At 69.0% G+C, this 26391-nt stretch carries 24 protein-coding genes; 11 read left to right on the forward strand and 13 right to left on the reverse strand.

The genetic code is table 11. The features are described 5' to 3' along the window. The first annotated feature begins 3 nt into the window (after nt 1-3). Together WG903_RS16205 and WG903_RS16210 are read left to right on the forward strand one after the other, a co-directional pair. Nucleotides 4-1284, forward strand: coding sequence for a sulfatase-like hydrolase/transferase (locus WG903_RS16205; protein ID WP_340077289.1), 1281 nt, complete (start codon nt 4-6; stop codon nt 1282-1284). After that, a complete protein-coding gene (locus WG903_RS16210) occupies nt 1277-2623 on the forward strand; it encodes an MmgE/PrpD family protein (protein ID WP_340077291.1) in 1347 nt (448 codons plus the stop codon). Before WG903_RS16205 ends, WG903_RS16210 begins: the two co-directional genes overlap by 8 nt. On the opposite strand, the gene WG903_RS16215 is transcribed toward WG903_RS16210, so the two are convergent. Further along, nucleotides 2620-4179, reverse strand: a complete 1560-nt coding sequence (locus WG903_RS16215; protein ID WP_340077293.1) for a class I adenylate-forming enzyme family protein — start codon at nt 4177-4179, stop codon at nt 2620-2622. The genes WG903_RS16210 and WG903_RS16215 overlap by 4 nt on opposite strands. A gap of 66 nt (nt 4180-4245) precedes the next feature. Between WG903_RS16215 and WG903_RS16220 the strand changes: the two genes are divergently transcribed. From WG903_RS16220 to WG903_RS16230, 3 genes are read left to right on the forward strand one after another with little or no spacing between them, the layout of a single operon-like run. Continuing rightward, a complete protein-coding gene (locus tag WG903_RS16220) occupies nt 4246-5976 on the forward strand; it encodes a thiamine pyrophosphate-binding protein (protein ID WP_340077295.1) in 1731 nt (576 codons plus the stop codon). A 10-nt stretch (nt 5977-5986) separates the two neighbouring features. Then, the gene (locus tag WG903_RS16225) at nt 5987-6658 is read left to right on the forward strand and encodes a GntR family transcriptional regulator (RefSeq protein ID WP_340077297.1); all 672 of its coding nucleotides are present in this window, start codon (nt 5987-5989) and stop codon (nt 6656-6658) included. A 60-nt stretch (nt 6659-6718) separates the two neighbouring features. Next, nucleotides 6719-7999 (forward strand): MFS transporter, encoded by a 1281-nt coding sequence (locus WG903_RS16230; protein WP_340077299.1) that lies wholly within the window; start codon nt 6719-6721, stop codon nt 7997-7999. Here the strand turns inward: WG903_RS16230 and WG903_RS16235 are convergent. The 10 genes from WG903_RS16235 to WG903_RS16280 all read right to left on the reverse strand — a co-directional run bounded on the left by WG903_RS16235 (nt 7989) and on the right by WG903_RS16280 (nt 16844). Beyond that, entirely contained in the window at nt 7989-8606 is a 618-nt protein-coding gene (locus WG903_RS16235; RefSeq protein ID WP_340077301.1) for a hypothetical protein, read from the reverse strand. The two genes, WG903_RS16230 and WG903_RS16235, sit on opposite strands and share 11 nt — an antisense overlap. Before the next feature lie 2 nt (nt 8607-8608). Continuing rightward, complete coding sequence (locus WG903_RS16240) at nt 8609-9514, reverse strand: sugar phosphate isomerase/epimerase family protein (protein ID WP_340077303.1); 906 nt, start codon at nt 9512-9514, stop codon at nt 8609-8611. Beyond that, a complete protein-coding gene (locus tag WG903_RS16245) occupies nt 9511-10410 on the reverse strand; it encodes a VOC family protein (protein WP_340077305.1) in 900 nt (299 codons plus the stop codon). The genes WG903_RS16240 and WG903_RS16245 overlap by 4 nt, the downstream gene beginning before the upstream one ends. A gap of 1 nt (nt 10411) precedes the next feature. Further along, nucleotides 10412-11248 (reverse strand): shikimate dehydrogenase family protein, encoded by an 837-nt coding sequence (locus WG903_RS16250; RefSeq protein WP_340077307.1) that lies wholly within the window; start codon nt 11246-11248, stop codon nt 10412-10414. A 12-nt stretch (nt 11249-11260) separates the two neighbouring features. Then, entirely contained in the window at nt 11261-12259 is a 999-nt protein-coding gene (locus WG903_RS16255; protein WP_340077309.1) for a TRAP transporter substrate-binding protein, read from the reverse strand. Between the two features lie 19 nt (nt 12260-12278). Continuing rightward, a complete protein-coding gene (locus tag WG903_RS16260) occupies nt 12279-13556 on the reverse strand; it encodes a TRAP transporter large permease subunit (protein WP_340077311.1) in 1278 nt (425 codons plus the stop codon). After that, the gene (locus tag WG903_RS16265) at nt 13553-14083 is read right to left on the reverse strand and encodes a TRAP transporter small permease (protein WP_340077313.1); all 531 of its coding nucleotides are present in this window, start codon (nt 14081-14083) and stop codon (nt 13553-13555) included. Before WG903_RS16265 ends, WG903_RS16260 begins: the two co-directional genes overlap by 4 nt. Before the next feature lie 91 nt (nt 14084-14174). Then, the gene (locus WG903_RS16270; RefSeq protein ID WP_340077315.1) at nt 14175-14864 is read right to left on the reverse strand and encodes a TetR/AcrR family transcriptional regulator; all 690 of its coding nucleotides are present in this window, start codon (nt 14862-14864) and stop codon (nt 14175-14177) included. Between the two features lie 46 nt (nt 14865-14910). After that, nucleotides 14911-15864: a 4-hydroxythreonine-4-phosphate dehydrogenase PdxA gene (locus WG903_RS16275; protein ID WP_340077317.1), complete on the reverse strand. Its 954-nt coding sequence runs from the start codon at nt 15862-15864 to the stop codon at nt 14911-14913. Continuing rightward, a complete protein-coding gene (locus tag WG903_RS16280) occupies nt 15864-16844 on the reverse strand; it encodes a Bug family tripartite tricarboxylate transporter substrate binding protein (protein WP_340077319.1) in 981 nt (326 codons plus the stop codon). The genes WG903_RS16275 and WG903_RS16280 overlap by 1 nt, the downstream gene beginning before the upstream one ends. Nucleotides 16845-16947: 103 nt before the next feature. Here WG903_RS16280 and WG903_RS16285 point away from each other — a divergent pair, with 103 nt between their 5' ends. Beyond that, on the forward strand, nt 16948-17883 hold the full coding sequence (locus WG903_RS16285; protein ID WP_340077321.1) for a LysR family transcriptional regulator: 936 nt from the start codon (nt 16948-16950) through the stop codon (nt 17881-17883). Here WG903_RS16285 and WG903_RS16290 read toward each other — a convergent pair. Then, entirely contained in the window at nt 17876-19456 is a 1581-nt protein-coding gene (locus WG903_RS16290) for an ABC transporter substrate-binding protein (protein ID WP_340077323.1), read from the reverse strand. The genes WG903_RS16285 and WG903_RS16290 overlap by 8 nt on opposite strands. 68 nt (nt 19457-19524) lie before the next feature. Here WG903_RS16290 and xth point away from each other — a divergent pair, with 68 nt between their 5' ends. The 3 genes from xth (at nt 19525) to WG903_RS16305 (ending at nt 22041) form a co-directional block, all read left to right on the forward strand. Beyond that, entirely contained in the window at nt 19525-20292 is a 768-nt protein-coding gene (gene xth, locus WG903_RS16295) for an exodeoxyribonuclease III (protein WP_340077325.1), read from the forward strand. Then, nucleotides 20289-20723, forward strand: coding sequence for a DUF1810 domain-containing protein (locus WG903_RS16300; RefSeq protein WP_340077327.1), 435 nt, complete (start codon nt 20289-20291; stop codon nt 20721-20723). The genes xth and WG903_RS16300 overlap by 4 nt, the downstream gene beginning before the upstream one ends. Nucleotides 20724-20805: 82 nt before the next feature. After that, the gene (locus WG903_RS16305; protein WP_340077329.1) at nt 20806-22041 is read left to right on the forward strand and encodes a hypothetical protein; all 1236 of its coding nucleotides are present in this window, start codon (nt 20806-20808) and stop codon (nt 22039-22041) included. On the opposite strand, the gene xerD is transcribed toward WG903_RS16305, so the two are convergent. Continuing rightward, nucleotides 22042-22926: a site-specific tyrosine recombinase XerD gene (gene xerD / locus WG903_RS16310; RefSeq protein ID WP_340077331.1), complete on the reverse strand. Its 885-nt coding sequence runs from the start codon at nt 22924-22926 to the stop codon at nt 22042-22044. Nucleotides 22927-23058: 132 nt separating this feature from the next. Here xerD and WG903_RS16315 point away from each other — a divergent pair, with 132 nt between their 5' ends. After that, complete coding sequence (locus WG903_RS16315) at nt 23059-24711, forward strand: hypothetical protein (protein WP_340077333.1); 1653 nt, start codon at nt 23059-23061, stop codon at nt 24709-24711. Between the two features lie 102 nt (nt 24712-24813). Beyond that, on the forward strand, nt 24814-26388 hold the full coding sequence (locus WG903_RS16320; RefSeq protein ID WP_340077335.1) for a hypothetical protein: 1575 nt from the start codon (nt 24814-24816) through the stop codon (nt 26386-26388). The last annotated feature ends 3 nt before the right edge of the window (nt 26389-26391 follow it).

A 26391-nucleotide genomic window follows, 5' to 3' on the forward strand; every position in this document is an offset into this window, starting at 1 on the left:
GCCATGCAGCCCAACATCCTGTTCATCCTGACGGACAACCAGGGCTGGCGCGACATGGGGATCTACGGCAACCCCTATTTCCAGACGCCGCACCTCGATGCGCTGGCGCGCAGCGGCGTGATGTTCCGGCGCGCGTATGCGTCCGCGCCCATGTGCACGCCCTCGCGCGATGCGCTCTACACCGGCCGCTACCCGGGCCGAAACGCCATCGGCATCCGCGAGCCGCTGGCCATGGCCAGCCTCATCGGCGACAAGGTGGGCCTTTCGCCCGACGAGCCCACCATCGTCTCGCTGCTGAAGGACAAGGGCTATGCCACGGCGCTCGTCGGCAAGTGGCACCTGGGTTACCTGCCCACGTACAGCCCGCTGAAGATCGGCTTCGACGAGCACTTCGGCAACAAGGCCGGCAGCATGGACTACTTCCGCCACGTGGATGCCGGCGGCAACCCGGACATGTGGGAGAACGACCAGCTCGTGGACCACAGCGGCACCTACGTCACGGAGCTGTACACCAACCGCGCGATCGACTACATCCGCCGCAACCGCGAGCAGCCCTTCCTGCTGTGCCTGTTCTACACCGCGCCGCACTGGCCCTGGGAAGGGCCGAACGACAAGGCCATCAGCGACTCGCTGAAAGGCAAGGACAACCAGCGCAACTGGATGGAGACGGGCACCAGCGAGAACTACTCGGAGGTGATGCGCGGCCTGGACGACGGCGTGGGGCGCGTACTCGCCGCGCTGAAGGAAACGGGGCAGGACGAGAACACGCTGGTGATTTTCGTTAGCGACCAGGGCGGCGACGAGCTCGCCGACTCCGGCCACCTGCGCCGCGGACGCCTGCACGAAAACGGCATCCGCGTGCCGCAGCTGGTGCGCTGGACGGGCGTGATACCGCCCGGGCAGGTCACGGACCAGGTGGTGGTGGGCATGGACCTGTCGGCGACCATCCTCGCGGCGGCAGGGGCGAAGCCCGCGCCGGGATGGCCGCTCGACGGCGAAGACCTGATGCCCGTGCTGCTGGGGAAGAAGCCGCCGTACGACCGGCGCCTGTTCTGGCGCCATCACGGCTTTCCGCGGCCCGGCATCCCCGAACAGGGCGCGCACCTCGATGGCCACTGGAAGTACTACGTGTCGGGCGAACACGAGGCGCTCTACGACCTGGCCGCGGACGAAAGCGAGCTGCACGACCTGAAGGAGCGCGAGCCGCAGCGGTTCCGGCAGCTGCGCGACACCTACCGCGCATGGGCCGCGCAGATGCTCCCGTACAAGGAACTGCATGAGTGACGCGCGCGCGGCGAGCGCGGCCGCGCTCGCGCAGCTCGCCGCCTGGGCCGCGCAGGCGCGCCTGGCCGACATGCCCGCCACCGTCGTCCAGCGTGCGGCGCTCGTGCTCGCCGACGACCTCGCCGCGATGGTCGCGGCGCGCGACGAACCCGAAGTGGCAGCTGCGCACGCACGCATCCTCGCGCGCGACGCGGCGCGCGAAGCAACGGTGTTTCGCGGCGGCGCTGCCCGCACGGAGCGCACCTGGGCCGCCGTGGCCAACGGCATCGCCGCCGACTGGATGGAGCTGGACGAAGGCTACCGGCCCGTGCCCTGCCATGCCGGCCTGTACGTGCTGCCCGCGCTGCTCGCCGAGGCCGAGGCAACAAACCTGCCGTTGGGCGAGGTGCTGCGCTGCCTCGTGCTGGGCTACGAGATCACGACGCGCCTGGCACGCGCGTGGCAATTGAAGGCGCCCAACATCCAGCCGCACGGGCGCTTCAGCGCGATCGGCGCGGCGGCCGCCATCGCCCTCGCGCGCGGGCACGACGAGCACACGCTCGCGGCGGCGCTGGGCAGCGCCGTGACGCTCAGCGGCCTGTCGCCGCGCACGCACCTGGCCGAGGGCACGCTCTCGCGCAACGTGTGGCCAGCCGCGGGCGCGTGGGCCGGCACGATGGCCGTCGAATGGGCCGAGTGCGGGATCGGCGGCGCGCTCACCGCTTTCCACGACGGCTACAGCACGCTGTTGGGCGGCGAGTGCGACCCGAAGGTCCTCACCCACGCGCTGGGAGCCGACTGGGCCGTCCTCGCGGGCTACACCAAGACGTATGCGTGCTGCCAGCACCTGCACTCCGCGGTCGAAGCCGCGCTGGCTTGCAACATCGACACCCTCGAGGCGATCGATGCCATCGAAGTGCAGTCGCACCCCCTGGCGCTGCAGCTCACCGATGCGCGGCCCCGCACCACGCTGGGCGCGAAGTTCTCGATGCCGCACGCGATCGCCGCCGTGCTGGTGCACCACAGCGCGGGGCCCGAAGCATTTGCCGCATCGACGCTGGATGACGAGCGGATCGCGCGGATGCGCCCGCTGGTGCGCATGTCCGCTTTCGAGCCCCTGCCGCAGCCGCCACATGACCGGCCGGCGCGCGTGACGGTGCGCTTGCGCGATGGACGCACGCTCTCGTCGGAATGCCTGAGCGCGCTGGGCAGCCCCGACCGTCCGCTCGACGCGGATGCCGTGTTCGCCAAGGTGGCGCAGCTCGCCTCGCCGGTCTATCCCCACATGGCCAAGGTGCTGCGCGACGCGCCCCACCACCTGTCGCAAGGCTGGCGCGACATCGTCGCGCGATTCGCTTAAGCCCCCGCGATCCGCTGCCGCAGCACGCGGTGCAGGATCTTGCCCGTGCCCGTGCGCGGCATGTCCGCATCCGGCATGAAGGTCACGGCCGTCGGGCACTTGAAGCCGGCCAGGCGCTCGCGGCACCACTTGCGGATCTCGTCGGCGGATGCCGTCTCGCTTTCGTGCAGCACGACCACCGCGTGCACCGACTCGCCCCACTTCTCGTGCGGCACGCCGATCACTGCCACGTCCTTCACTTTCGCGTGCGCGCCGATCACGCCTTCCACCTCCGACGGGTACACGTTCTCGCCGCCGGAGATGATCATGTTGCTCTTGCGGTCGACGAGCCAGATGTAGCCGTCCTCGTCACGGCGGGCCATGTCGCCCACGCTGCACCAGTCGCCGCGGAAAGCCTCGGCCGTTTTTTCGGGGTTGCGCCAGTAGCCGTCGAAGACATAGGCCGTGCGCGAGTAGAGTTCGCCCACTTCGCCGTCGGGCACTTCGTTGCCTTTCTCGTCGAGGATGCGGATCGCGCCGCTGCCTGCCCATTCGCGACCGACGGAGCCGAGCTTGGCCAGTTGCTCTTCGGGGCGCAGGAGCGTGACCCAGCCGTGCTCGGTGGAGCCGTACAGCTCGTACAGCTTGCCGTTGCTGAAGAACTCCAGGATGCCCAGCTTGGTGTCCCGGCGCGCGGGAGCGGACGAGATCATCAGCTTGCCGACGCTCGCCACGTCGTACTTGCGCTTCACTTCCTCCGGCAGGGCCAGCACCATGATGTAGTGCGTGGGCACGAGCGACGTGAAGGTGATGCGGTCTTTCGCCAGCGCAGCCACGAGCGCCTCGGGGTCGAAGCTGCGGCGGTCGTCGATCACGATCGTCGCGCCCAGGTGGATGAATGTCGTGCCGAAGTACAGCGAATTGGCGTGGCACAAGGGCATGACGAGCAGCGCCTTGTCGTCGCGCGTGAAACCCATCTCGAGCGCCGTCGCCAGCGCGATGAGGCTGCTGCCCGCATGGCTGCGGATCGCGCCCTTGGGCCGGCCCGTGGTGCCCGACGTGTACATCAGCGCGCACATGCTGTCGGGGTCGATGCGCGGGAAAACATGCTTCGGGTTGCCGGCCTCGATCAGCGATTCGTACGAAGTCCAGCCCGGTGCCTCGCCCCCGATCACGACGCAGCGCGACTTGTTCATCCGGCCCATGGGCAACTCCGCGCGGATCGAGTCCACCAGGTCGCGGAATTCCTCGCCGGCGATCAGTGCCCCTGCTTCGGCGTTGTTGGCGATGTAGGCGATCTCGGGGGCGGTCAACCGGAAGTTGACAGGCACCGCCACCAGCCCGCAACGGGCCAGCGCCACGTAGATCTCCATCCATTCGATGCAGTTGTAGGCGAGCAGGACCACCCGGTCGCCGGGCACCAACCCCGTGGCCAGCAAGCCGGAAGCCAGGCGGCTGGCCCGCTCGTCCCACTGGCGATACGTGAGATCGCGACGCGAATCATGGGCGCCCATCTTGTGGGGATACAGCCGGGCATGGGCGGCAACGGCGTCGGAAAGGGTCAGGATTCGCGTCATTTTGGCTATTGAATTCTGAATTCAGAATGCGTAGAATACCCAAAACCGACCCAGGAGACAAGCCCCATGCCCCCGCCCGTGACCGACAACTGTTCCGCCGCCGTCATCGCCCGCTTCCTCAAGGCGCGCGGCGTCAAGCGCGTCTACGCCCTGTGCGGCGGGCACATCATGCCGACGTGGATGCGGCTGGACGCCGAAGGCATCCGCATCGTCGACGTGCGCGACGAGCGCGCCGCCATCTACATGGCACACGCGGAAGCGCAGTTGAACGGCGGCTTCGGCGTGGCTCTTGTCACGGCAGGCCCGGGCGTGACGAACGCGATGACCGGCATCGCGAACGCGCACGTGGCCAAGGTGCCCCTGCTCGTGCTGTCCGGCACGCCGCCGCGCGCGCAGGAAAACCGCGGCGCCTTGCAGGACATGGTGCACACCGACCTGGTCCGCTCGATCACACGCTATGCGCGCACGGTGCGCGAGCCGGCCCTCGTGCTGCAGGAGCTCGACGAGGCCGTGTCGCGCGCGCTGGGCGAAGGCGGCGAGCCCGGCCCCGTGTACCTCGACTTCCCTGTCGACACCTTGCGTGCCGAGCCGCCCGCTGCCGTGCTGCTGCAGGAGCACTTCGAGGGCAAGCCCGCGCCGCGCATCGCGCCGGACCCCGAGCAGGTGAAGGCCGCCGTCGACCTGCTCTTCTCCGCGAAACGGCCCCTCTTCATCTCGGGCCGCGGCGCGAAGGGCGCGGGCGCCGCGCTGTCCGCGTTGCTCGAACGCCTGGGCGCCGCGTACCTGGACACCGGCGAAAGCCGCGGGCTCGTGCCCGAGGAACATCCGTCGGTCGTCGCGGCGATGCGCGGCTTGGTCATGGGGCAGGCCGACCTCGTCGTCACCGTCGGCCGCCGGCTGGACTTCCAGCTGGCCTATGGCTCGCCCGCCGTCTACGGCGACGCGAAGTTCCTGCGCATCGCGGATTGCGCGGGCGAGCTGCGCGACAACCGCCGCGGCGCGGTCGAGCTGTTCGCCACGCCGCAGCTGGCGCTCGAAGCGATCCTCAAGGCCGCCGGCGACCGCCGTGGCACGGCCGACCGCGATTGGCTGAAGGGCCTGCGCGACAAGCACGAGGAGCGCTCGAAGAAGCTCGCCGTGTCGCTGAAGCAGGCGCCGGCCGGCAGCGACGGCCGCATGCATCCCAACCGCGCCGTGGCCGCGCTGCGCGACGCCTTGCCGCAAGACGCCATCGTCGTCGCCGACGGCGGCGACTTCCTCAGCTTCGCGCGCGTCGGCCTGCCCGCGTCCACCTACCTCGACCCGGGCTCGCTCGGCTGCATCGGCGTGGGCACGCCTTTCGGCATCGCGGCCAGCCTGGCGCGCCCGAACCAGACGGTGGTCGTCGCCACGGGCGACGGCGCCTTCGGCTTCAACGCGATGGAGATCGACACGGCCGTGCGCCACAAGGCGCCGGTGCTCATCGCCGTGGCCAACAACGGCTCATGGGCCATCGAAGTACGCGACCAGCAGGAAACGCACGGCAAGGTGGTGGGCACGCGCCTGCAGTACGCCGACCATGCGGCGATGGCGCGCGCTTTCGGCATGCATGCCGAGCGCGTCGAGAAGGCCGAGGACCTGCCCGGCGCGATCGACCGCGCCATGGCCAACCGCCCCGCCCTGCTCGACATCGTCGTCACGCCCGAAGCCGCTTCATCCGATGCCAAGTCGGGCCTGGCGTGGGTGCCCGACCTGCAGCCGCTGGAAGCGTGGGACGAGGCGGAAAAGAAATGGCGGTCGGCCGCCAATCACGGCTAGGATCGGCGCCATGAAGTTGCTCGCAGCCCAACCGAAGCTGGTGGAGCTGGTCCAGGACGCGATCCTGGCCGAGATCGCTTCGGGCAAGCTGCGCCCCGGCGCGCGCATCATCCAGGAGCAGATCGCGCAGGGGCTGGGCGTGTCGCGCCAGCCGGTGCAGCAGGCGCTGCTGGTGCTGCGCAACCTGGGCGTGCTGCGCGAGGCGCCGGGCCGCGGGCTGCAGGTCGCGCCGCTGGACCTGGACCACATCCGCAACATGTACGACATGCGCGCCGTCATCGAAGGCCTGGCCTTCCGCAAGGCGGCCGAACGCAACGCGCGGCGCGCAGCCGAAGAAGGCGCTTCCTACATCGACGACGGCCGCGCGGCGGTCGCGGCCAGCGACATGGCGCGCATGATCGAGGCCGACATGGCCTTCCACTCGTTCATCTATGAGCTGTCGGGCAACCCGCTCGTCGCTCCCACCATGGAATCGCACTGGACCAACACGCAGCGCGTGATGGGCGAGGTGCTGATGCGCGACGAGCGGCCGCGCGACATCTGGGACCAGCACGAGGAACTGCTGCAGGCGGTGGTCGCCGGCGACGGCAAGAAGGCCGAGCGCCTCGCGCGCCAGCACATCGAGCAGGCCGCCGACTTCATGATCGACCGCCTGAAGCGCGAGGCCGCCCGCGCCAACTGAGCCCGAGCGCCGGGCGGGGCCTTTCCCGCGCGGTTATCGTGCCCCACCCGGAGGGACTTCATGGAAACCACCAACGCGCGGGCGCCGCTCGCCTTCGCCTCGTCGCGTGTCCACTACGCGTGGGTCATGGTCGCGGTCACGTTCCTGTATTCGGTGTTCGCGACGTCCTCCCTCGGCGTGCCCGCCGTCCTGATCCTGCCGATGGCGAAGGACCTGGGCTGGAGCATCGGCGAGATCTCGGCGCCGCAGGGGCTGCGCGTGGCGCTGTTCGGGCTGTGCGCGCCGCTCGCGGGCGGGCTCATGCTGCGCTATGGCGTGCGGCGCATGGTCGGTTTTTCCGGCGCGCTGCTGATGGTCGGCCTGGTCATGTCGATCACGATGACGCAGAAGTGGCAGCTGTGGCTGGGCATGGGCATCCTCCTCGGGCTCGCGCCCGGCATGACCGCGATGCAGCTCACCGCCGTCGTGCCCGCGCGCTGGTTCGTCGCACACCGCGGCCTCGCCATCGGCGTGCTCGGCGCTTCGGTGGCCACCGGCACCCTGATCTTCATGCCGCTCGCCGCGTGGGTGAGCGAGGTGTGGGGCTGGCGCGTGGCCTTGATGATCCCCGCCGTCGGCGCGTTCCTGTCGTGGGGGCTGTTCCTCTGGCTGGGACGAGAACGCCCGCAGCAGATCGGCCTGCAGCCGCTGGGCGCGACGGCGCCGGTGCCCGTGCCACCGCCGACCCACACGAACTTCGTCCGGCTGAGCATCAACGCACTGGCGATGGGCTCGAAGCGCTGGATGTTCTGGGTGCTGGTGTTCACCTTCGCGATCTGCGGCGTCTCGAGTTTCGGCCTGACGCAGGCGCACCTCGTGCCTTTCTGCAGCGACATGGGCATCCCGCTGGGCGTATCGGCGTCGCTGCTGGCCGTCATCGGCGTGTTCGACATGCTGGGCACGATCGGCTCGGGCTGGCTGTGCGACCGCTACGACAACCGCTGGCTGCTCGCCATGTACTACGGCTTGCGCGGGGTCGCGCTGATCTGGCTGGTGTATGCGAACGTCTCGACGACGGGCCTGTTGATCTTCGCCGTGATCTACGGCCTGGACTTCATCGCGACGGTGCCGCCCACGGTGCGCCTGAGCGTGCAGGCCTTCGGGCAGGAAATGGGACCGGCCGTGTTCTCGTGGATCTTCGCCGCGCACCATGTCTCGGCGGGGCTGATGCTCGTGGCGACCGGCATCAGCCGCGACATGATCGGCACCTACGCGCCTTCGTTCCTGGTCGCGGGGCTGCTGTGCCTGGTGGCGGCGGCGAGCTTCTCGGCCGTGCGCGCGCCGCGGCCGGCTACGGCATAGACATCGCGAGGCGGTAGCGGCCGGTGACGGCGCCTTCGCGCGCGGCCAGCGGGCCGGCAGCGGCGAGCAAGGCGTCCGCGTCGTAGCCCACCAGCACCACCACCCAGTCCGCGACGCGGTCCTTGCCGCCGCGAATCTTCTGCTCGGTGGTCTGCGCGATCGCCGGGGCCTGCGCCTGCAGCAGGTGCGCGCCGCCTATGCCCTCTTTCATCGACAAGCCGGCGAGGAGCGCAGCTGCCCCTTCGCCGTCGCGCAGACGGATGGTCAGCGCATGACCTGCCACCGCGCCACCTTCGCTGTGCACCACCCGGCACTGGCTGCGCACCATGTTGCGGTGGTGCGGCATGAGCTTGGTCGACCACGGGGTCGGCGAGTTCAGGTGCGCCAGGTACGCATCGGACGCCAGCACGCCGAAGTCGCGCACCTCGTACAGGATGAAGAAGCCCTCGCCGCCGTCCGCGTCGGCCCAGCGCGAGGCGCGCAGGAAGCCGGGCACCGCGAGGCGCTCCGGGAAATGCTCGTGCGTGTGCCAGTGCTGGAACTCGCCCTGCATGGCGGGCGCCATGTCCCACCACATCGCCAGTGCACCGGTGCCCAGGAGTGCCATGGTCAGGCCGTGCGCAGCCGCAGCTGGTTGGGCAGCGGCACGGCGCGCCGCAGGATGTCTTCGGCCAGCCACAGGGCCGACTGGCGTGCGCGCTGCGCGACGAAGCCGAGCGGCATTTGCACGTAGTCGTCGTTGAACACCTCGAAGCTGTAGTCGCCCGCATACCCCAACGCGTCCAGGCGCAGCACGAGTTCCGCCACCTTCGACGTGTGCACGCCTTCGCCCGGGAACACGCGGTAGGTGCGGGCCGTGGCCATGCGTTCCTCGAACGTGGGCGTCTCGTGCCACATGAAGTCCGACAGCTGCACGAGGAAGATGCGCGCCGGGTCCAGGTCGGAGAGGGCGTCCAGCGGCGTCTTCGCCGCGAGGATGTGGAAGGAGTCGATGCACACGCCCAGGTTCGGGCAGTCCGCGCGCGAGACCACGTCCCACGCCGTCGTGTACTCGTTGATCGTGCGGCCCCACGACAGGCCTTCGTAGGCGATGCGGATGCCCAGCGGCACCGCCAGCATCGCGAGCTTGCGCAGGTCGCGCGCGATCGCGTCGCGGTCCTGCGTCGCATGCGCCGACGTGCTCGAACAGGCGAGCAGCACCTTGCAGCCCAGCGCCGCGCACATCTCGAGCATGGCTTTGGCGATGTCCACCTTGTACTCGTGCAGGTGGCCCGACAGGCCTTCGAAGTCGCGCAGCACCTGGAAGCCCGTGCCGCGCAGGCCGCTGGCCTGCACCGCGCGCACGGCGCCCTTCCAGCCCTCGGGATGGCCCGCGAGGTCGTTGGCCTTGAGCATCACTTGCGAGAAGCCTGCTTCACGGATCGCGTCGAGCTTCGCCTCCAGCGGCCCGGCCAGCGTGATGGTGTCCATCCCGAAGTCGCGGATGGAGCGGTCGAGGCTGCCGGTGCTTCTCATCGCTTGCTGTGCACCAGCTCGAAGACGACGCTGCCCAGGTAGGTCTTGGTCAGCGCACCGCGCTGGCCGGTGTGGGCGGCGCCCGATTCCACGAACTCGATGCCCTTGGCGCGCAGCTGCTGCGCCGCCGCCATCACGTCGTCCACGCCCAGGCCGATGCGCTGGAAGTACTCGCGCGCATCGACGAAGTCCGACGGCGGCTCCACCAGCTGCAGCATGAACGCGTTGTGCGCATCGACGCCCGGGAACTGCATCAGGTGCCCGGCCGGCATGATGCCGAAGCGCTGCTCGTCGGGGATGGCCTGCGCGCCGAACAGCTCGCTGTAAAACTCGATCCAGTCGGCCGAGCGGCCCAGCCCGATGTACTGCACGATGCCGAAGAAGTGGATGCCGGCGACTGCGGGCGGGTTGCGGTCGACGGACGGGATGGTCACGAAGTCGACGTCGTAGATCGAGAAGTCGCGCCAGCGGTCGACGAAGTAGATGCGGCTGCGGCCCACGCCATGCACGGCGGGGATGTTCAGCTCCATCACCTCCGGGTGCGTCTGCACCTCCCACGCGCCACGCGCGATGACGTGGCGATAGGCCGCGCGCGCATCGCGCACGCGCAAGGCGATGGCCGCGAGTTCCGGCTCGTCGGGCAGGCCTACCTCGCCCTCGCCGTCCGGCGGGTGCGCGTTGACCACGACGTTCAGGCCGCCCTGCCGGTACAGCAGCACCTCGCGCGAGCGGTGCCGCGCGACGGGCCGGAAGCCCATCATCTCCAGCACGTGGCCCAGCGCCTGCGGCTTGGCCGTGGCGTATTCGATGAACTCGATGCCGTCCAGGCCCAGCGGGTTGGCTTCGTCGGCGTGCCAGGCCTGCAAAGGTTCGCGCGTCGTTGCGGCTTCGCTCATGTCAGTACTCCAGGCGGGCCGTGGCCCGCAGCGCCTCGGGCGTGGCCGCCGGCAGCCCGAAGAACTCGAGGTAGGCAGGGATCATCTCGAAGAGCATGTCGGTGCCGACCTGCACGCGGCAGCCCTTGTCCTGCGCCGCGCGCAGGAAGGCGGTGAGCTCGTCCTTCATCACGACCTCGCCGACGAAGGTGCCGGGTGCCAGGCGCGACACGTCCACCGGCAGCGGGTCGCCGTCGTACATGCCCAGCGGCGTGGCGTTGACGACCAGGCCGAAGCCCGACGGGTCGTTGCCGCCGGCCGCGACCTCGACCTTCGGGTAGTTCTCGCGCAAGCGCGCCGCCAGCGCTTCGGCCGCGCCCGCGTTGACGTCGAACAGCACCAGCGAGCCGGCGCCCGCGCCGGCAAGAGCGGCTGCGATGGCGGAGCCGACGCCGCCGCAACCGACCACCAGCGCGCGCGCCCCCCGCACTTCGAAGCCCTTGCGCCGGACGCCGCGCACGAAGCCTTCGCCGTCGAACTGGTCGCCGACGAGGCGGCCGTCATCCGCGCGCTTGACCGCGTTGCACGCGCCCGCGACCTTCACCGCCGGCGTCACGTCATCCAGCAGCTGCAGCACGCTGACCTTGTGCGGCATGGTGATGAGCGCGCCGCGCACGTTCTCCAGCCGGAAGACCTGCGGCAGCACGCCCGCGAAGTCTTCCGCCTTGCAGGCCATCGGCACCACCAGCGCGTTGATCCCTTCCCGCTCGAACCACGGGTTGTAGATCATCGGCGACTTGAAGGTGTGGGTCGGGTAACCCAGGTGCGCGATGACTTCGGTGCGGCCGTCGATGCGCATCCGCCCTTCCTTCTATTTCCGGGCCTTGTCGACCTCGGCCTGCACCGCCTTGACGGTGGCTTCGCCGACGCCGGCGGTGTGCTTGGCGATCACGGGCTTCATCTTCTCGCGCAGCTTGGCGACCTCGGCCGGCGCCAGCTCGGTCACCTGCATGCCGTTCTTCTTCAGCTCGTCGAGGATGCTGGCGGCCGCCGTGCGCGACTGCTCGCGCTGGTACTTCGCCGATTCGATCGCCGCATCGGCGATGACCTTCTTCTCGTCGGCGGCCAGCGTGTCCCAGAACTTCTTGCTGATCACCACCGACTGCGGGTTGTACTGGTGGTTGGTGAGCGTCATGAACTTCTGCACCTCGAACAGCTTGGCGCCGCGGATGGTGGCCACCGGGTTCTCCTGGCCGTCCACCGCCTTCTGCTCCAGCGCCGCGTACAGCTCGGGGAAAGGCAGCGGCGTGGGGTTGGCGTCCAGCGCCTTCACCCAGTCGACGTTGATCGGGTTCGGGATGACACGCAGCTTCAGGCCTGCGATGTCTTCCACCTTGGCGATGGGGCGCTTGCTGTTGGTCAGCTGGCGGAAGCCGAGCTCGTAATACGCCAGGCCGACGAGGCCCTTGTCTTCGAGCTTCTTGTGCAGGCCCTGGCCGAACGGCCCGTCGACCACCGCGTCGGCTTCCTTGGGGCTGCCGAAGAGGAAGGGGAAGTCGTACACCTCGAAGTCCTTGACGATGCTGGCGAAGATGCCCGAGTTCATCGAGGCCATCTCCAGCGTGCCGCCCTGCAGCGCCGACACGTTGGCCTGGTCGCTGCCGAGCGCGCCGGCGGGGTAGACGTTCACCTTGAGCTTGCCGCCGGAGTTCTTCTCCACGATCTCGGCGAACTTGTCCATGCCCATCACGATGGGGTGGCCCTTGGCGTTCTGGTTGGCGAACTTGATCGTCTTGGTCTGCGCCTGCGCGACGCCGAAAGCCGCGACCAGCGCGAGTGCGAGGCAGGACTTGAAGAACGTGCGTTTCATGCTTGTCTCCACGGAAGGATCAGTAGAACCAGCGCGCCGGCACGGTGACGAGCTGCGGGAAGAAGACCATGAGGAACATCACGGCGAACTGCGCCACCATGAAGGGCCAGACGCCCTTGGTGACTTCGTCCATGCTCACCTTGCCCACGCCGGCGACCGTGCTCAGCACGGTCCCCACGGGGGGCGTGATCAGGCCGATGGCGTTGTTGATGATGAACAGGACGCCGAAGTAGACGGGGTCGATCCCCGCCGCCTTCACCAGCGGCATGAACACCGGCGTCAGGATCAGGATGGTGGGCGTCATGTCCATCGCGGTGCCCACCAGCATGGTCACCACCATGATCATGAACATCAGCAGGACGGGCTTGTCCAGCAGGGGTTGCAGCAGCGAAACCAGCTCGGCGGGCAGGTTCGCCACCGTGATCATCCACGCCGACACCATGGCGGCCGCCACGAGGAACATGATCACGGCGGTGGTCTGCGCGGCCGCGAGGAACAGGCCGTACAGCTGGCCCCACTTCAGCTCGCGGTAGATCACCGTCGACACGAAGAGCGCATACACGGCGGCGACCACCGCGGCTTCGGTCGGCGTGAACACGCCGAATTTCAGCCCCACGACGACGATGACCGGCAGCACCAGCGCGAAGGTGGCGTCGCGGAACGCGACGACCACTTCCTCGCGCGATGCACGGGGCGCGGGCTGGATCTTCTCCTTGCGCACCAGCCACCACCAGGTGATCCACAGCGCGGCGCCGAGCATCAGGCCGGGAACGATGCCGGCCATGAACAGCTTGGAGATGGACACGTTGGCCGCGACGCCGAAGACGACGAAGCCGATGGAAGGCGGGATGATCGGCGCGATGATGCTGGCCGCGGAAAGCAGGCCCGCGGACCGGGCCGTGTCGTAGCCCGCGCGGTTCATCATCGGCAGCAGCAGCGCAGCCAGCGCCGCCGCGTCGGCCACCGCCGAACCCGACAGCGCCGCCATGATGATCGCGGCCATGATGCCGACATACCCGAGGCCGCCGCGCACATGGCCCACGAGGCTCATCGCGAAGGTGACGATGCGGCGCGACAGGCCACCGGCATTCATGATCTCGCCGGCCAGCATGAAGAAAGGCACGGCCAGCAGCGGGAAGCTGTTGGCGCCTTCCAGCGTGTTCTGCGCGAGGATCTGCGGGTCGAACATGTTCATGTGCCACATCAGCGCCGCGCCGCACACCAGCAGCGAAAACGCGATGGGCACGCCCAGCGCCATGGCGCCGAGCAGCGCGCCGAGGAAGATCGTGATGGTCATGCGCGCTCCCCGGTGGGCAGGTCGTCGGACTCGGCGACCGTGACGAGGTCCTCGTCCTTCACCTGGCCGGTGGCGAGCTTGTAGAGCTCATGCAGCAGCAACAGGCCGGCCAGCACCGAGAAGAAGACGCCGCTGGCGTAGAACCAGGCCATGGACGCTTCCATCACGGCGCTGGTGGACGAATAGTTGATCACCGCCTGCTGCCAGGCGCCCTTGGCCATCAGGACGCAGATGGCGAGCATGAGCACGTGCGAGGCGACGTAGCAGGCCTTCTTGCCCGCGCGCGGCAGGCGGGCGATCAGCGTGTCGGTGCCCAGGTGGGCGTGCGACCGGATGGCGACCACCGCCCCGAGGAAGGTCATCCAGACGAACAGCCAGCGCGAGAGCTCTTCGGAAACGGTGATGCCCGAGTTGAAGCCGTAGCGCAGCACGACGTTGCCGAACACCATCAGCACCATCAGCACGAGGCACACGACCATCAGGAAATTGAAGATCCGGCAGAGGCCGTCGATCGCCTTGTCGAGCATGTTTGTCTCCTGTCGGCCAATTTTGTACGGACTGGTTAGTTTTAAATTCGAGGGTTACTACCTATCCGCCCCCCGCGCGGCCGCATAACTGTTATTTCCGAACGAAGCGCGCGATCAGCTCGACCACGTTGGCCCGTCGCTGCGCGACGTACGCCGGAGACTTCATGTCCACCTTGAAGATGCGCCCGAAGGTGTGCCGGTTGGACACGTTGAAGAACGACAGCGCCGAGATCGAGGCGTGGATGTCGACCGGGTCCAGGCCCTTGCGGAAGATGCCCGCCTTGACGCCGCGATCGTAGAGGCGGCGGATGGCCGAGATGGCGGGGACGTTCAATTCCTGGATGCGGCGGCTTTGCGCCAGGTACTCGCCCCGGTTGATGTTCTCGGCCATCACGAGGCGGATGTAGCTCTCGTGGTGCAGGTGGTGGTCGAAGGTGAACGCCACCAGCCTGCGCAGCGCCTCCTCCGGTTCCAGGTCGTCCAGGTGCAGCTCGGCCTCGACCTCGCGCGTGCGGCGGTACGCCTCCTCCAGTACCGCGAGGTACAGGCCTTCCTTGCCGCCGAAGTAGTAGTAGATCATCCGCTTGCTGGTCTTCGTCAGCTCGGCGATCTCGTCGATGCGCGCCCCGGCCAGGCCCTTCTCGCCGAACTCCTGTTCGGCCACCTCCAGGATGTTGGCCTGCGTGCGTTCCGGGTCGTTGGTACGCTGCGGCGCGCTGCGCTTGGCCGCGCGCGCGGGCGCCGTCTTGCGCAGCGCCTTCAGACGTACTGGTTCGTTCATTTGCGCGAGTATAGGACCGGCCGGCCCCTGCGCGAACCCCCCGGGGTCAGGCCGCCGCTGCCATCCGCACGCACAGGTCGAAGGCCGCCTGCAGGCCCTCGATGCGGGCGACGTTCCGGCCCGCGATGTCGAAGGCGCTGCCGCTGGCCGACGTCGCGACCGGAATCGGGAGGCCGCCGTGCAGCGTCACGCCGCGCTCGAAGCCCATGATCTTCATCGCGATCTGGCCCTGGTCGTGGTACATCGATACCACCGCGTCGAAGTCGCCGCGCCGCGCCGCGATGAACACGGTGTCGGGCGACCACGGGCCGCTGGCGTCGATGCCGGCGCGCTTGAGCTTCTCGACCGCCGGGGCGATCACTTCGATTTCTTCCATGCCGATCGAGCCGCCGTCACCCGCATGCGGGTTCAGGCCCGACACCGCGACTCGGGGCTTTGGGATACCCGCGCGGCGCAGCGCCCTGTCGATGATCCTCACGGCTTCGTCGACGGCTTGCGGCGTGATCAGGTCCGCCACTTCCCGCAAGGGCACATGCGACGTGACGCGCGAGGTCCACAGGTTGTCCGTGATGTTGAACTCGCAGACGAAGTCCTTCACGCCGAAGCGCTTCTGCATGTAGCGCAGCTCGTCTTCCTCGTCCATGCCGGCCAGGCGCAGCGAGTGCTTGTTCATGGGCGCGAAGAGGATGGCGTCGACGATGCCGTCCTTCGCAAGGTCGGTCGCGGCCGTGAGCGCCTCCAGCACCGTGGCGCCGGCGGCAGCGGTGCACTGGCCCATGGGCGCGGCGCCGGTTTCGCGCTGCACGCGATGCGCGATGCGGCCCAGGTCCAGCTTCGTGCCGGCGATCTCCTCGCCACGCGCCAGCACCGAGTGCGGTGCGATCAGCTGGATGTCGGCGGCGGCAAGGTTGGCCTCGCGTGACAGCAGCTTCACCGCCATCTCGGGGCCGACCCCGGCGGGGTCGCCCATCACCAGGGCGATGCGGGGGCGCTTGGCCATCACATGCCCTCCGCCTTGATGTTGGCGTCCTTCAGCAGCTTGCCGTAGCGTGCGAACTCTTGGCGGTTCATGGCCGAGAACGGCTCGCCCATCAGCGTGCCGACGTCGCCGCCGAGGCCGCGGATGCGCGATTGCACGTCGGGCAGCTTCAGCACCTTCGCGAGCTCCGCCGTCAGCGTGTCGACCGCGGGCTTGGGCGAGCCGGCGGTGACGTACAGCGCATACCAGGTCTGCACGTCGGCGCCCTTGATGCCGGATTCGGCCAGCGTGGGCACGTCGGGCAGTTCGGCGCTGCGCTGGTCGGCCGTGACCGCCAGCGCGCGCAGGTTCCCGGCGCGGATCTGGCTCATGGCCGACGACGTCGAGTCGAACATCATCGTGACCTCGCCCGAGATCACGTCCACATGCGCCTGCGAACTGCCCTTGTAGGGGACGTGGATGGCCTGCGTGTTCGTCGCCAGCGCGAAGGCCGCGCCCGCGATGTGCTGCGTGCTGCCGACGCCCGAGGACGCGTACTTCAATTGCCCGGGCTTCGCGGCCATGGCGGCGGCGACGTCCTTCACCGACTTGTACGGCGAGTTCGCGGCCACCACCAGGACGTTCGGCATCACGGCCACGAGGCCGATCGGCTGCAGGTCCTTGAGCGGATCGAACTTGAGCTTGAGCAGGTGCGGCGCAATCGCCTGCCCGGTGTTCGTCGCGAGCAGGAGTGTCGTGCCGTCGGGCGTGGCGTGCGCCGTGACGTCGGCGGCGATCGTGTTCGAAGCGCCGGGGCGATTCTCGACGACCACGGGCTGCTTGAAGTCCGCCGCGAACTTCTCGGCGAGCATGCGCGCGAGGATGTCCGTGCCGCCACCCGGCGAGGCACCGACCATGATGCGCACCGACTTGTCGGGCCAGGCCTGCGCGTGTGCGAGGGGCGCCGCGAGGGCGAGCGTGGCGGCAATGGCCGCGATGAAACGGAAACGGGCGGGCCGCATGGTGTCTCCTGGGGATTCTTGTGGCCTCAGGGTACGGCGGGCAGCCATTTCCCGCCAATGAATTCTGCGCAGGAAGCCATCACCTTTTGGCTATATTGCGGGCGTGGCCAAGCCCCTTTCCGACCCGGCGCTGCTCATGCGCTTGCGCACGCGTCAGCTGCTCCTCATCGACGCGCTGGGCCGCGAGCGCAACCTTGGCCGCGCCGCCGCCGCGCTCGACATGACGCAGCCCGCCGCCACCAAGCAGCTGAAGCAGGCCGAGGAAGCGCTGGGCGTCGCCCTCTTCGCGCGCCGTGCGCGGGGCATGGAGCCGACGCCGGCCGGCGAGGTGGTGATCCGCTTCGCGCAGCAGGCGCTGGTGGACTTCGGCTTCGCGCGCCAGCAGCTCGCCGCGCTGCGTTCGGGCCTGCACGGCAGCCTGCGCATCGGCACCGTGCCCGGCGCGCTGCCGCAGCTGGTCGCGCCCGCACTGGCCGAGTTCAAGCGGCTCCACCCGCGCGTGGCGGCTTCGGTGATGGTCGAGACCAGCGACGTGATGCTGGACCTGCTGGAGCGCGGGCAGGTCGACCTGGTGCTCGGGCGCCCGACCGAGGGCCATCACGACGACGAGCTCGAAGTGGTGCCGCTGCTGGCGGAGGAACAGGTGGTGGTCGCGCGCAAGGGCCACCCGCTGCTGGCGGCGCGCAAGCCGGCGCTGAAGGACCTGACGCGCTGGCCGTGGATCCTGCAGCCGCCGGGCTCGCCGCAGCGCGGGCGCTTCGAAGCGGCGCTGCGCCACGCGGGCCTGCATGCGCGGCTGGACATCACCGAAAGCGCATCGACGGTGGCGACGACCGTGCTGCTGGAGGCCAGCGACATGCTGGCGATCATGCCGGCATCACTAGCCGCGCACTACGGGCGGCTCGGTGTGATCCGCGTGGTGCCGTTGCAGTTGCCCCTGCAGGTGCCGGCGGTGCACCTCATGCTGCTGCGGCGGCGCTCGCCGTCGCCCGCCGCGGCGGGCTTCGTCGGCGTGCTGCGCGAGCTGGCCGCTATTTAGCCGCCGGCCCCACCTTCACCCACTGCCACTCGAGCCAGTTGTCGGCGCGGTGCACCGCCTCGACGTTGCTGCGCGCCGCCCACGGGATCACCTGGCGGTGCAGCGGCAGCGTGAGCACTTCGTCCTTGACCAGCTTGAGCGCCTCCTTGATCAATTGCTCGCGCTTTTTCGCGTCGGCTTCCTTCGACGATGCCTCGATCAGCTGGTCGAGCTTGGCGTTCTTGTAGTTGCCCCAGTTGTAGTAGCCCACGCCCTGTTCGGCGCGCGAGTGCAGCACGGGGGTGAGCACCGTCTCCGCATCGGTGATCGCGCCGCCCCACCCCAGCATGTACAGCGACACGTCGAGTTTCTCGGCCTTCGGGAAGTAGGTGGCGCGCGGCTGTGCCAGCACGTTCACCTTGATGCCGATCTTGGCCCACATGGCCGACAGCGCCTCGCAGATCGACTGGTCGTTGATGTAGCGGTTGTTGGGGCAATCCAGCTGCACCTCGAAGCCGCTGCCGTAGCCGGCCGCGGCCAGCAGCTGCTTGGCCTTGTTCAGGTCGTAGGGCATGCGCGCTTCGAGCGCCGGGTCGTTGTAGGTGCCCAGCGGCGACGGCGTGGTGGCGCCCGTGGGCAGGGCCTGGCCGCGCATCACCGTGCGCTTGAGCGTCTCGACGTCGATGGCGTGGTACAGCGCCTGGCGCACGCGCAGGTCCTTGAACGGGTTCTTGCCCTTGACGTTGCTGTACAGCAGCTCGTCGCGCGCCTGGTCCATGCCGATGAAGATGATGCGGTTCTCCAACCCGTCGATCACCTTCACGCCCTGCGTGCTCTTCAGCCGCGCGATGTCCTGCGGCGCGGGGTCGAGCACGAAGTCGATTTCGCCGGAGATGAGGGCCGCCGTGCGCGTGGCGTCGTTCTTGATCGGCGAGTACACCACCTCCTGCACGTTGCCTTCGATCTTGCCCCAGTAGCTGGGGTTGCGCTTGTAGACCGTCTTGGTGTCGGGCTGGCGCGAGACGAGGATGTAGGGACCGGTGCCGTTGGTGTTGAGGTTGGTGTACTTGTCTTCCTTGTTCTTGAAGTCCAGCGGCGCGGCGGCGTTGTTCTTCTCCGTCCACGCCTTGTTCATGATGTAGATCAGGCTGGCGTGCTGCAGGAAGATGGGGTTGAACTCCTTCAGCTGGAACTCGACCTCGAAGTCGCTGATCTTCACCGGCGTGCCCAGCGCGACGGCGTAGGCGCGGAACGGCGAGGCCTGGTGCGCGCCGCGCGCGATCGAGAAGATCACGTCGTCGGCCGTGAAGGGCGCGCCGTCGTGGAACTTCACGTTCTGGCGCAGCTTCATGCGCCACACGGTGGGGCTCACCTGCTTCCATTCGGTGGCCAGCGCCGGGATGATGCCCAGCTTCTTGTCGCGCATCACGAGCGTGTCGTAGACCTGCCCGTTGATCGAGTTGGTGAGCAGCTCGTTCTGCGAATGCGGGTCCAGCGTCTGCAGGTCGCCCTGGCTGCTCCAGCGCAGGGTCTGCGCGGAGGCCAGGCCGCAGAAGGCGGCAAGGATGAGGAGGGACAGGCGCAGTCTTTTCATGGCTTCTCCATCGGGTTTGACGCGCGATTCTGGTGGCAAGATTTGGGCCAGCGCAATGGTGGTTCCCAGTGAAGATCGCTTCCTTCAACGTGAACGGCGTCAAGGGCCGCATGCCCCGGCTGCTGGAATGGCTGGAAGAGACACGCCCCGACGTCGCCTGCCTGCAGGAGATCAAGACGGGCGACGCCACCTTCCCCATCGCACCGATCGAGGCCGCCGGCTACCGCGCGGTGTGGCACGGGCAACGCTCCCACCATGGCGTGGCCGTGCTGGCGCGCGGCGCCGCGCCACGCGAGATCCGGCGCGGCCTGCCCGGCGACGACGCCGACGGGCAAGCGCGCTGGCTGGAGACCGACGTCGCCGGCATCCGAGTGGTGTCGCTCTACCTGCCCAACGGCAATCCCACCGGCAGCCCCAACTTCGAGTACAAGCTGCGCTGGTTCGACCGGCTGGTGGCCTACGCGCAGCAGCTGCTCGCCGACGGCGTGCCGACGGTGCTGGCGGGCGACTTCAACGTGGTGCCGACCAACGCCGACATCTACAACTGGTGGCTGTGGCGCTTCGACGCCGTGCTGCAGGCACCCACGCGAGAGCGCTACGAGCGCCTGCTGGCGCAAGGCTGGGTGGATGCGACGCGCCGCCTGCACCCAACGGAGCGCATCTACACCTTCTGGGTGAACGCCGATGCCCACCGGCGCAACGCCGGCTTCCGCATGGATTTCCTGCTGCTCGACCCGCGCCTGGCCACGCGGCTGAAAGCGACGGGTGTCGACGCGGAACACCGCGGCCGCGAGAAGCCGAGCGACCATGCGCCGGTGTGGATCGAACTCGCATGAGCGCCGCGAACGACCCCTTCGGCCTGCAGCGCTTCGTCGATGCGCAGGATCCCGTGATCGATGGCGTGCTGCGCGAGCTGGCAAGCGGCCGCAAGCGCACGCACTGGATGTGGTTCGTGTTCCCGCAGCACGAGGCGCTGGGCATGAGCGCCATGGCCAGGCGCTATGGCATCTCGTCGTTGGCGGAAGCGCGCGCGTACCTCGCGCACCCCGTGCTCGGCGCCCGCCTGCGCCGCTGCGTCGATGTGGTGATGCAGGCGCGAGGGCGCAGCGCACACGACATCTTCGGATCGCCCGACGACGTGAAGTTCAAGTCTTCCCTCACGCTGTTCGAGCGGGCCGCGCCCGGCGAGCCGCGGTTCGCGCAGGCACTCGAGGAATTTTTCGCAGGCCAGCGCGACGCCCGTACGCTCGAGTTGATTCAGGCTTGATACAAGCTCGGCCTTGCGTCCTACAGGCCCATGGTTGGGCCACGCCTAGCATCGCTGAACCTTGACGAACCGAGCAGTACCCATGGCGCAAGGCGCAGCACCCGGCCGCACGGCCTCCAACGTGCAACCCCGATTCATCCTGGCAGCGGCAATGGTCGCGCTGCTGGCCGCGTGCGGCGGCGGCGGTGGCGGCACCGGCGAAGCGCCGCTTGCCGCGACGACCGCGGCGCAGGTCGCGGCTCCCGCCGGAACACAGGCTCCGGGTGCGACTCCGGCGTCGCCCACACCGGCACCCACAGCCGCGCCCGCGCAGGCCGTGGGCGTCTCCGTGGCCGCCGCCGATGTGGCGAACACCACGCTGGCAGGCAACCAGTCCATCCGCAACGTGTCCGCACTGGCCGGCGGCGGCTATGCCGTCACCTGGTCCGCCGCGGCGGGCCTGTTCGTCCAGCGCTACGACGCGCAAGGGGCGAAGGCCGGCAGCGAAACGCCGATCGCCGGCGCATCCCCGGATGCCGCTGCCGCGGTCTTGCCCGACGGAACCGTCGTCACGGCGTCCTCGGAAGCGCGCGGCATCGTCGTGCGCCGCGGCGACGGCAGCGAAGCGGTGGTGGCCACGGGAGCCGGCGTTCGCCAGCCCGTGCTGCTCGCGCTCGACGACGGCGGCATCGCCGTCGGCTGGGCGCAGATGCACCCGGGCAACGTGCAGTCGCAGCATGCGCAACGCCTCGACGCTCAATTGCGCGCGAACGGCGCACCGGTGGACTTCGCGGCCGGCGGCGCGGAACAGAACGTGTCCCTCACGCTGGTCGCCGCGCCCGGCGGCACCTTCGTCGCGGGCGTCACGCATCGCTGGCAGGGCATCGGCTACGTGCAGTACCGCATCGCGGGCCGCGACGTCGGCGCCCTCGCCGACGCGAACGCGGGCCTGCCCGAGTTCAACACCTCGCTCGCGCCGCTGGCCGACGGCCGCTTCGCGCTGTGGTCCATGGGTTCGGGCGGCGCCTACCTGCAATTGCTCGATGCATCCGGCGGCGCGAGCGGCGCCCCGGTGCGCCTCGCGGCCGCGCCGGAGACGGGCGTCGCCCTGGCGGACGGCGGCTGGGTCACGGTGACGCGCCAGATGTACGGCCTGCCTTCGCTGGCGCAGCGCTTCGACGCCTCGGGCAATGCGGTGGGTGCTGCGGTGGACGCCGCATCGGGCATGTCGCGGCCCCTGGTCGCATCGCGTGTCGGTTCCGGCTTCGCGCTCGCGTGGAACTTCACCGGCGCGATGGGCGACAGCGACGTGCGCACGCAGCGCATCGCCGCGCCCTGATCACCCGCGCGGGTGGTGCCGCGCGTGCAGCTGCTTCAGCCGCTCGCGCGCCACGTGCGTGTAGATCGTGGTCGTCGAGATGTCGGCGTGCCCCAGCAGCATCTGCACCGCGCGCAGGTCGGCGCCATGATTGAGCAGGTGCGTGGCGAACGCGTGGCGCAAGGTGTGCGGCGACAGCGGTGACGTGATGCCCGCCGCGCGCGCGTACTTCTTCACGATCACCCAGAACATGGCGCGCGACATGCCTTCGCCGCGCGCGGTGACGAACAGGTCCTCGGTCTGCTGTTCCCCCAGGATCCGTTGCCGCGCATCGCGCAGGTAGCGCTGGATCCAGTCGCCCGCCACCTGGCCAAAAGGCACCAGCCGCTCCTTGCCGCCCTTGCCGGTCACGCGCAGCACGTGCTCGTTCATGGACACGGCGAAGGTCTTCAGGCCCACCAGCTCGCTCACGCGCAGGCCGCTCGCGTAGATCAGCTCCAGCATCGTGCGGTCGCGCAAGCCGAGAGGCATGTCGACGTCGGGTGCGGCGAGCAAGGCCTCGACTTGCGTCTCGGTCAGCGTCTTCGGCACGCGCAGCGGCTGCTTGGCCGCCTGCAGGCGCAAGGTGGGGTCGGCCTGGACGAAGCCCTCGCGCAGCGCCCACCGGAAGTAGCGGCGGAATACCGTGAGGCGCCGGTTGGCGGTGGTCGCCTTGCTCTCGCCGTGCCGCGCCGCGAAGTAGGCGTTGATGTCCGACTCGGTCGCGGTCGTGAGCGACCGGTCTTTTTTCACGAGCCATTCGCCGAACAGCACGAGGTCGCGCCGGTAAGCCGCCAGCGTGTTCTTCGACAGCCCCTCCTCGAGCCACAGGGCGTCGATGAAGGAATCGATGCTGCCATCCGACATCGCGCCGGACGATAGCACGCGTGCTGAGTCGACCCGCACCGACACCCGCCGCCTGAGCGCTTCCTACAGGGCCGCGCAGGTGATGAGCCTCATAGTCGCTCATCGTTGTACGGCCCTGGAGTTTTTCACGCCATGCGCATGCTGTTCCGCGCGTTGGCCGTCTGCCTCAGCCTTCTGGCGCCGCTCGCGTGGGCGGGCAAGCAGACCGTCTGCACCATCACCATCAATTCGGCGGACGAACAGAAGACGTTCCGCAAGTACCTGTCGCCCGACAAGTACGAGTTCGTCGAGCTCGTCGAGCGCGGGCGCAAGGATTGGCTCGCCTCCGCCTGCCAGGCCAAGGTGAGCTGCGACGTGCTCGTGATCTCCGGCCACCACGGCGAAGGCAACGTCTTCTTCTCCGACGCGCTGGACATCAACGAGCACCTGGACATCGAGGAGCTGGAGCGCGTGTCCTGCTCCAATTCGTGTCCCAAGCTCTTCGCAAACCTGAAGGAGGTCTACCTCTTCGGGTGCAACACGCTCAACCCGCAGCCGCAGCTGACGGCCTCCGAAGAAATCCAGCGCAGCCTGCTGCGCGAAGGCCGCAACCAGATGGACGCCGCGCAGCTGGCCAAGCGGCTCGGCCTGCAGCGTGGCGAATCCAGCCGCGACCGCATGCGCATGGTGTTCCCGCAGGTGCCGGTGATCTACGGCTTTTCTTCGGTGGCGCCGCTCGGCCCCGTCGCCGCCGTGTCGCTCAACCGCTACTTCCAGCAGGCCGGGCCCGGCGAAGTCGGCAAGGGCCGCGCCAGCGCGAGCCTGCTGCGCAACTTCGCCCAGCACAGCATGGTGTCGACGCGCGGCATGGCGGAGTCCGATCCCCTCATGCCGCTGCGCCGCGACATCTGCAACCTCGCCGACGACGGCGCGACGGAAGCGAAGAAGGTCGATGCGATCCACGAGATGATGCGCCGGCCCATCGCCGAGTCGCGCCTGCTGCTCGATCGCATCGAGCGCTTCATGGCGACGCTGGACACCGGCAAGCGCGCTTCGCCCGCCGTGGCGCAGGCGCTCGAGGGCATCGCACGCGACACCCAGGTGCGTGACCGCTACATGGCCTTCGCACGCGACGCCGACCAGTTGCCCGTGCGCGCGCGGATGATCCAGCTGGCCCAGGGCTTCGGCTGGCTGTCCGCGGAGGACCGCCGCAAGGAAATCGTCGCCACGCTCGGAGACATGGTGGCGCGCAAGGAAGTGGGCGCGGCCGAGGTCAACCTCGCCTGCAAGTTGAACGAGCAGCGCGAACTGGACGGCGCCTTGCAGCAGGTGGCGGCCCGGGCCTCGCGTCCCGATGCCGCCGGGCCATCGGCCGTGCTCGCGTGCCTGGGCAGCACCGAAGCGCGCAACCGCGTGTTGGAGAACCTCGTGAGCACGTCGGATGCCGAAGTGCAGGTGGCCCAGGCCTACCTGCGCCAGCGGCCCATCGCCGACGCCGCCGAGCTGCGCGGCGTGACCCGCGCCATCACCCGCATGTCCGCGCCGGAAGCGCAGGTCCGCGCGCTCGACACGCTCGGCCGCCATTACCTGAACGATCGCGAGAGCGTCGCGACGCTGAAGGAACTGTTCGCGCGCACCAAGTCGGCCGCCGTGCAGAACGCGATCGCGGGCGTGCTGATCCGCGCCGACCGGCGTTCCGTTTCGGCCGCCGACATGCTGCCGACGCTGCGCGAACACCGCCTGTCGGCAGCGCGCGGGGACAGCATGGTGGACGCGCTGATCGCGCGTTTGCAGCAGATTTCCTGACATCCGTCACGGTTTCGCGAGGGGTCGCGTAACAAACTACGCCACGGCGGTGCCTGTGCAATACTGCCCGCTCGTTTCGCGCTGAGCCAGCAGTACCGCTCGATGCACACCCCTTCGTTGTTCCGTCACGCGCTCCTCGTCGGGGCTGCGCTTGCCGCGCTCGTGTCCTTCGCCGCCGAGGCCGCGACCAAGACCGTCTGCACCATCACCGTCAACTCGGCCGATGAGCGCGAGATGTTCAAGCGCCACCTGCCGCCCGGCGACTACAAGTTCGTCGAACTGGTCGAGCGCAACCGCCCCGACTGGCTCGCCTCGGCCTGCCAGGCCAAGGTGCAGTGCGACGCGCTCATCATCTCCGGCCACTTCGACGGCGGCGACGAGTTCTACACGGACAGCAACGAGAAAAGCGAGTACCTCACCGTCGCGGAAATGGAGCGCGCCTCGTGCAGCGATTCCTGCCCTGGCGTCTTCGCGAACCTGAAGGAGGTCTACCTCTTCGGCTGCAACACGCTCAAGCCGCTGCCCGAGCAGCACGCGCTGAGCAACCGCGACCGCATCCGGCACATCTTCAAGGACGTGCCTGTCATCTACGGCTTCTCGTCGAAGGCGCCGCTGGGCCGCTACGCCGGCCCGGTGGTCGAGCGCTGGCTGCAGACGCAGCCCGAGGTGGGCAGCGGCAAGGTCAACCAGAAGCTGCTCGGGGCCTTTGCGCAGGTATCGATGACGGTCACGCCGGGCATCACGAATGCCGATCCGCAGGCCAAGCTGCGCGCCGACGCCTGCCGCTTCATCGACGACCGCCTCTCGCCGGCGCAGAAGGTCGAGTTCCTGCACGAGGTGCTCAAGGGCGACCTGCAGGAAGTGCGCATGCTGCAGGAGCAGCTGGAGCGCTTCGCCAACGCGATCGGCCCCAAGCAGCGCTTCGAATCGAAGACGGCCGCGGCCTTCGCGTCGCTGGCCCGCGACCAGGCCACGCGCGAGCGCTACCTGGACTTCGCCCGCACCGCTTCCGAATCGCCCGCGCGCATGCGCATGATGGCCTTCGCCCGCAACATCGGCTGGCTCACGCCCTCGCAGGAGCAGGCCGAGTTCCTGCGCATGCTGGGCGAACGCGTGGCGCGCGACGACGTCGGCCGTGAGGAGATCGACATGGCCTGCACCCGTGAACGCGATGCGGGCAGCGAATCCGCGCTGAAGCCGCTGGCCACGGGCGTCTTCAAGTCGAGCAAGGTGGCGCCCTTCGCCGCCCTCGCCTGCCTGGGCAACGCCGAGGCGCACGCGCGCGTCGTGCGTGCGATGGCCAGCGCGGACACCCAGGACGTCGCCATGGTGCAGACCTACCTGCGCCACCGCCCGCTGACGGACAGCAGCGAGATGCGCACCGTCGCTTCGTCGATCGGCAAGATGCCGACGCCCGGCGCGCAGGTCCGCGCCCTGGAGACGCTGGCCCGCCAGCGCGTGTCGGACCCGGAGAGCCTGCGCGAGATCGCGCGGCTGTTCCCCTCGGCCAAGTCGGTCGACGTGCAGCGTGCGATCGCGGCGATCCTGATCCGCGCCGACCACCGCGTGCTCGGCCAGGCGGACCTGGCGCGCTCGCTCAAGCAGCACCGCCTGAAGTCGCCCGACGGCGGCAGCGACGTGATCGACGCGCTGATCCGCGTGCTGCAGGCCGGCTAGGCG

This window comes from Ramlibacter sp. PS4R-6 (genome assembly GCF_037572775.1).
Taxonomy (GTDB): Bacteria; Pseudomonadota; Gammaproteobacteria; order Burkholderiales; family Burkholderiaceae_C; genus Ramlibacter.

Coding starts and splice junctions, on each gene's coding strand:
- WG903_RS16205 (WP_340077289.1), top strand. CDS start 4: ATGCAGCCCAACATCCTGTTCATCCTGACGGACAACCAGGGCTGGCGC.
- WG903_RS16210 (WP_340077291.1), top strand. CDS start 1,277: ATGAGTGACGCGCGCGCGGCGAGCGCGGCCGCGCTCGCGCAGCTCGCC.
- WG903_RS16215 (WP_340077293.1), bottom strand. CDS start 4,179: ATGACGCGAATCCTGACCCTTTCCGACGCCGTTGCCGCCCATGCCCGG.
- WG903_RS16220 (WP_340077295.1), top strand. CDS start 4,246: ATGCCCCCGCCCGTGACCGACAACTGTTCCGCCGCCGTCATCGCCCGC.
- WG903_RS16225 (WP_340077297.1), top strand. CDS start 5,987: ATGAAGTTGCTCGCAGCCCAACCGAAGCTGGTGGAGCTGGTCCAGGAC.
- WG903_RS16230 (WP_340077299.1), top strand. CDS start 6,719: ATGGAAACCACCAACGCGCGGGCGCCGCTCGCCTTCGCCTCGTCGCGT.
- WG903_RS16235 (WP_340077301.1), bottom strand. CDS start 8,606: ATGGCACTCCTGGGCACCGGTGCACTGGCGATGTGGTGGGACATGGCG.
- WG903_RS16240 (WP_340077303.1), bottom strand. CDS start 9,514: ATGAGAAGCACCGGCAGCCTCGACCGCTCCATCCGCGACTTCGGGATG.
- WG903_RS16245 (WP_340077305.1), bottom strand. CDS start 10,410: ATGAGCGAAGCCGCAACGACGCGCGAACCTTTGCAGGCCTGGCACGCC.
- WG903_RS16250 (WP_340077307.1), bottom strand. CDS start 11,248: ATGCGCATCGACGGCCGCACCGAAGTCATCGCGCACCTGGGTTACCCG.
- WG903_RS16255 (WP_340077309.1), bottom strand. CDS start 12,259: ATGAAACGCACGTTCTTCAAGTCCTGCCTCGCACTCGCGCTGGTCGCG.
- WG903_RS16260 (WP_340077311.1), bottom strand. CDS start 13,556: ATGACCATCACGATCTTCCTCGGCGCGCTGCTCGGCGCCATGGCGCTG.
- WG903_RS16265 (WP_340077313.1), bottom strand. CDS start 14,083: ATGCTCGACAAGGCGATCGACGGCCTCTGCCGGATCTTCAATTTCCTG.
- WG903_RS16270 (WP_340077315.1), bottom strand. CDS start 14,864: ATGAACGAACCAGTACGTCTGAAGGCGCTGCGCAAGACGGCGCCCGCG.
- WG903_RS16275 (WP_340077317.1), bottom strand. CDS start 15,864: ATGGCCAAGCGCCCCCGCATCGCCCTGGTGATGGGCGACCCCGCCGGG.
- WG903_RS16280 (WP_340077319.1), bottom strand. CDS start 16,844: ATGCGGCCCGCCCGTTTCCGTTTCATCGCGGCCATTGCCGCCACGCTC.
- WG903_RS16290 (WP_340077323.1), bottom strand. CDS start 19,456: ATGAAAAGACTGCGCCTGTCCCTCCTCATCCTTGCCGCCTTCTGCGGC.
- WG903_RS16300 (WP_340077327.1), top strand. CDS start 20,289: ATGAGCGCCGCGAACGACCCCTTCGGCCTGCAGCGCTTCGTCGATGCG.
- WG903_RS16305 (WP_340077329.1), top strand. CDS start 20,806: ATGGCGCAAGGCGCAGCACCCGGCCGCACGGCCTCCAACGTGCAACCC.
- xerD (WP_340077331.1), bottom strand. CDS start 22,926: ATGTCGGATGGCAGCATCGATTCCTTCATCGACGCCCTGTGGCTCGAG.
- WG903_RS16315 (WP_340077333.1), top strand. CDS start 23,059: ATGCGCATGCTGTTCCGCGCGTTGGCCGTCTGCCTCAGCCTTCTGGCG.
- WG903_RS16320 (WP_340077335.1), top strand. CDS start 24,814: ATGCACACCCCTTCGTTGTTCCGTCACGCGCTCCTCGTCGGGGCTGCG.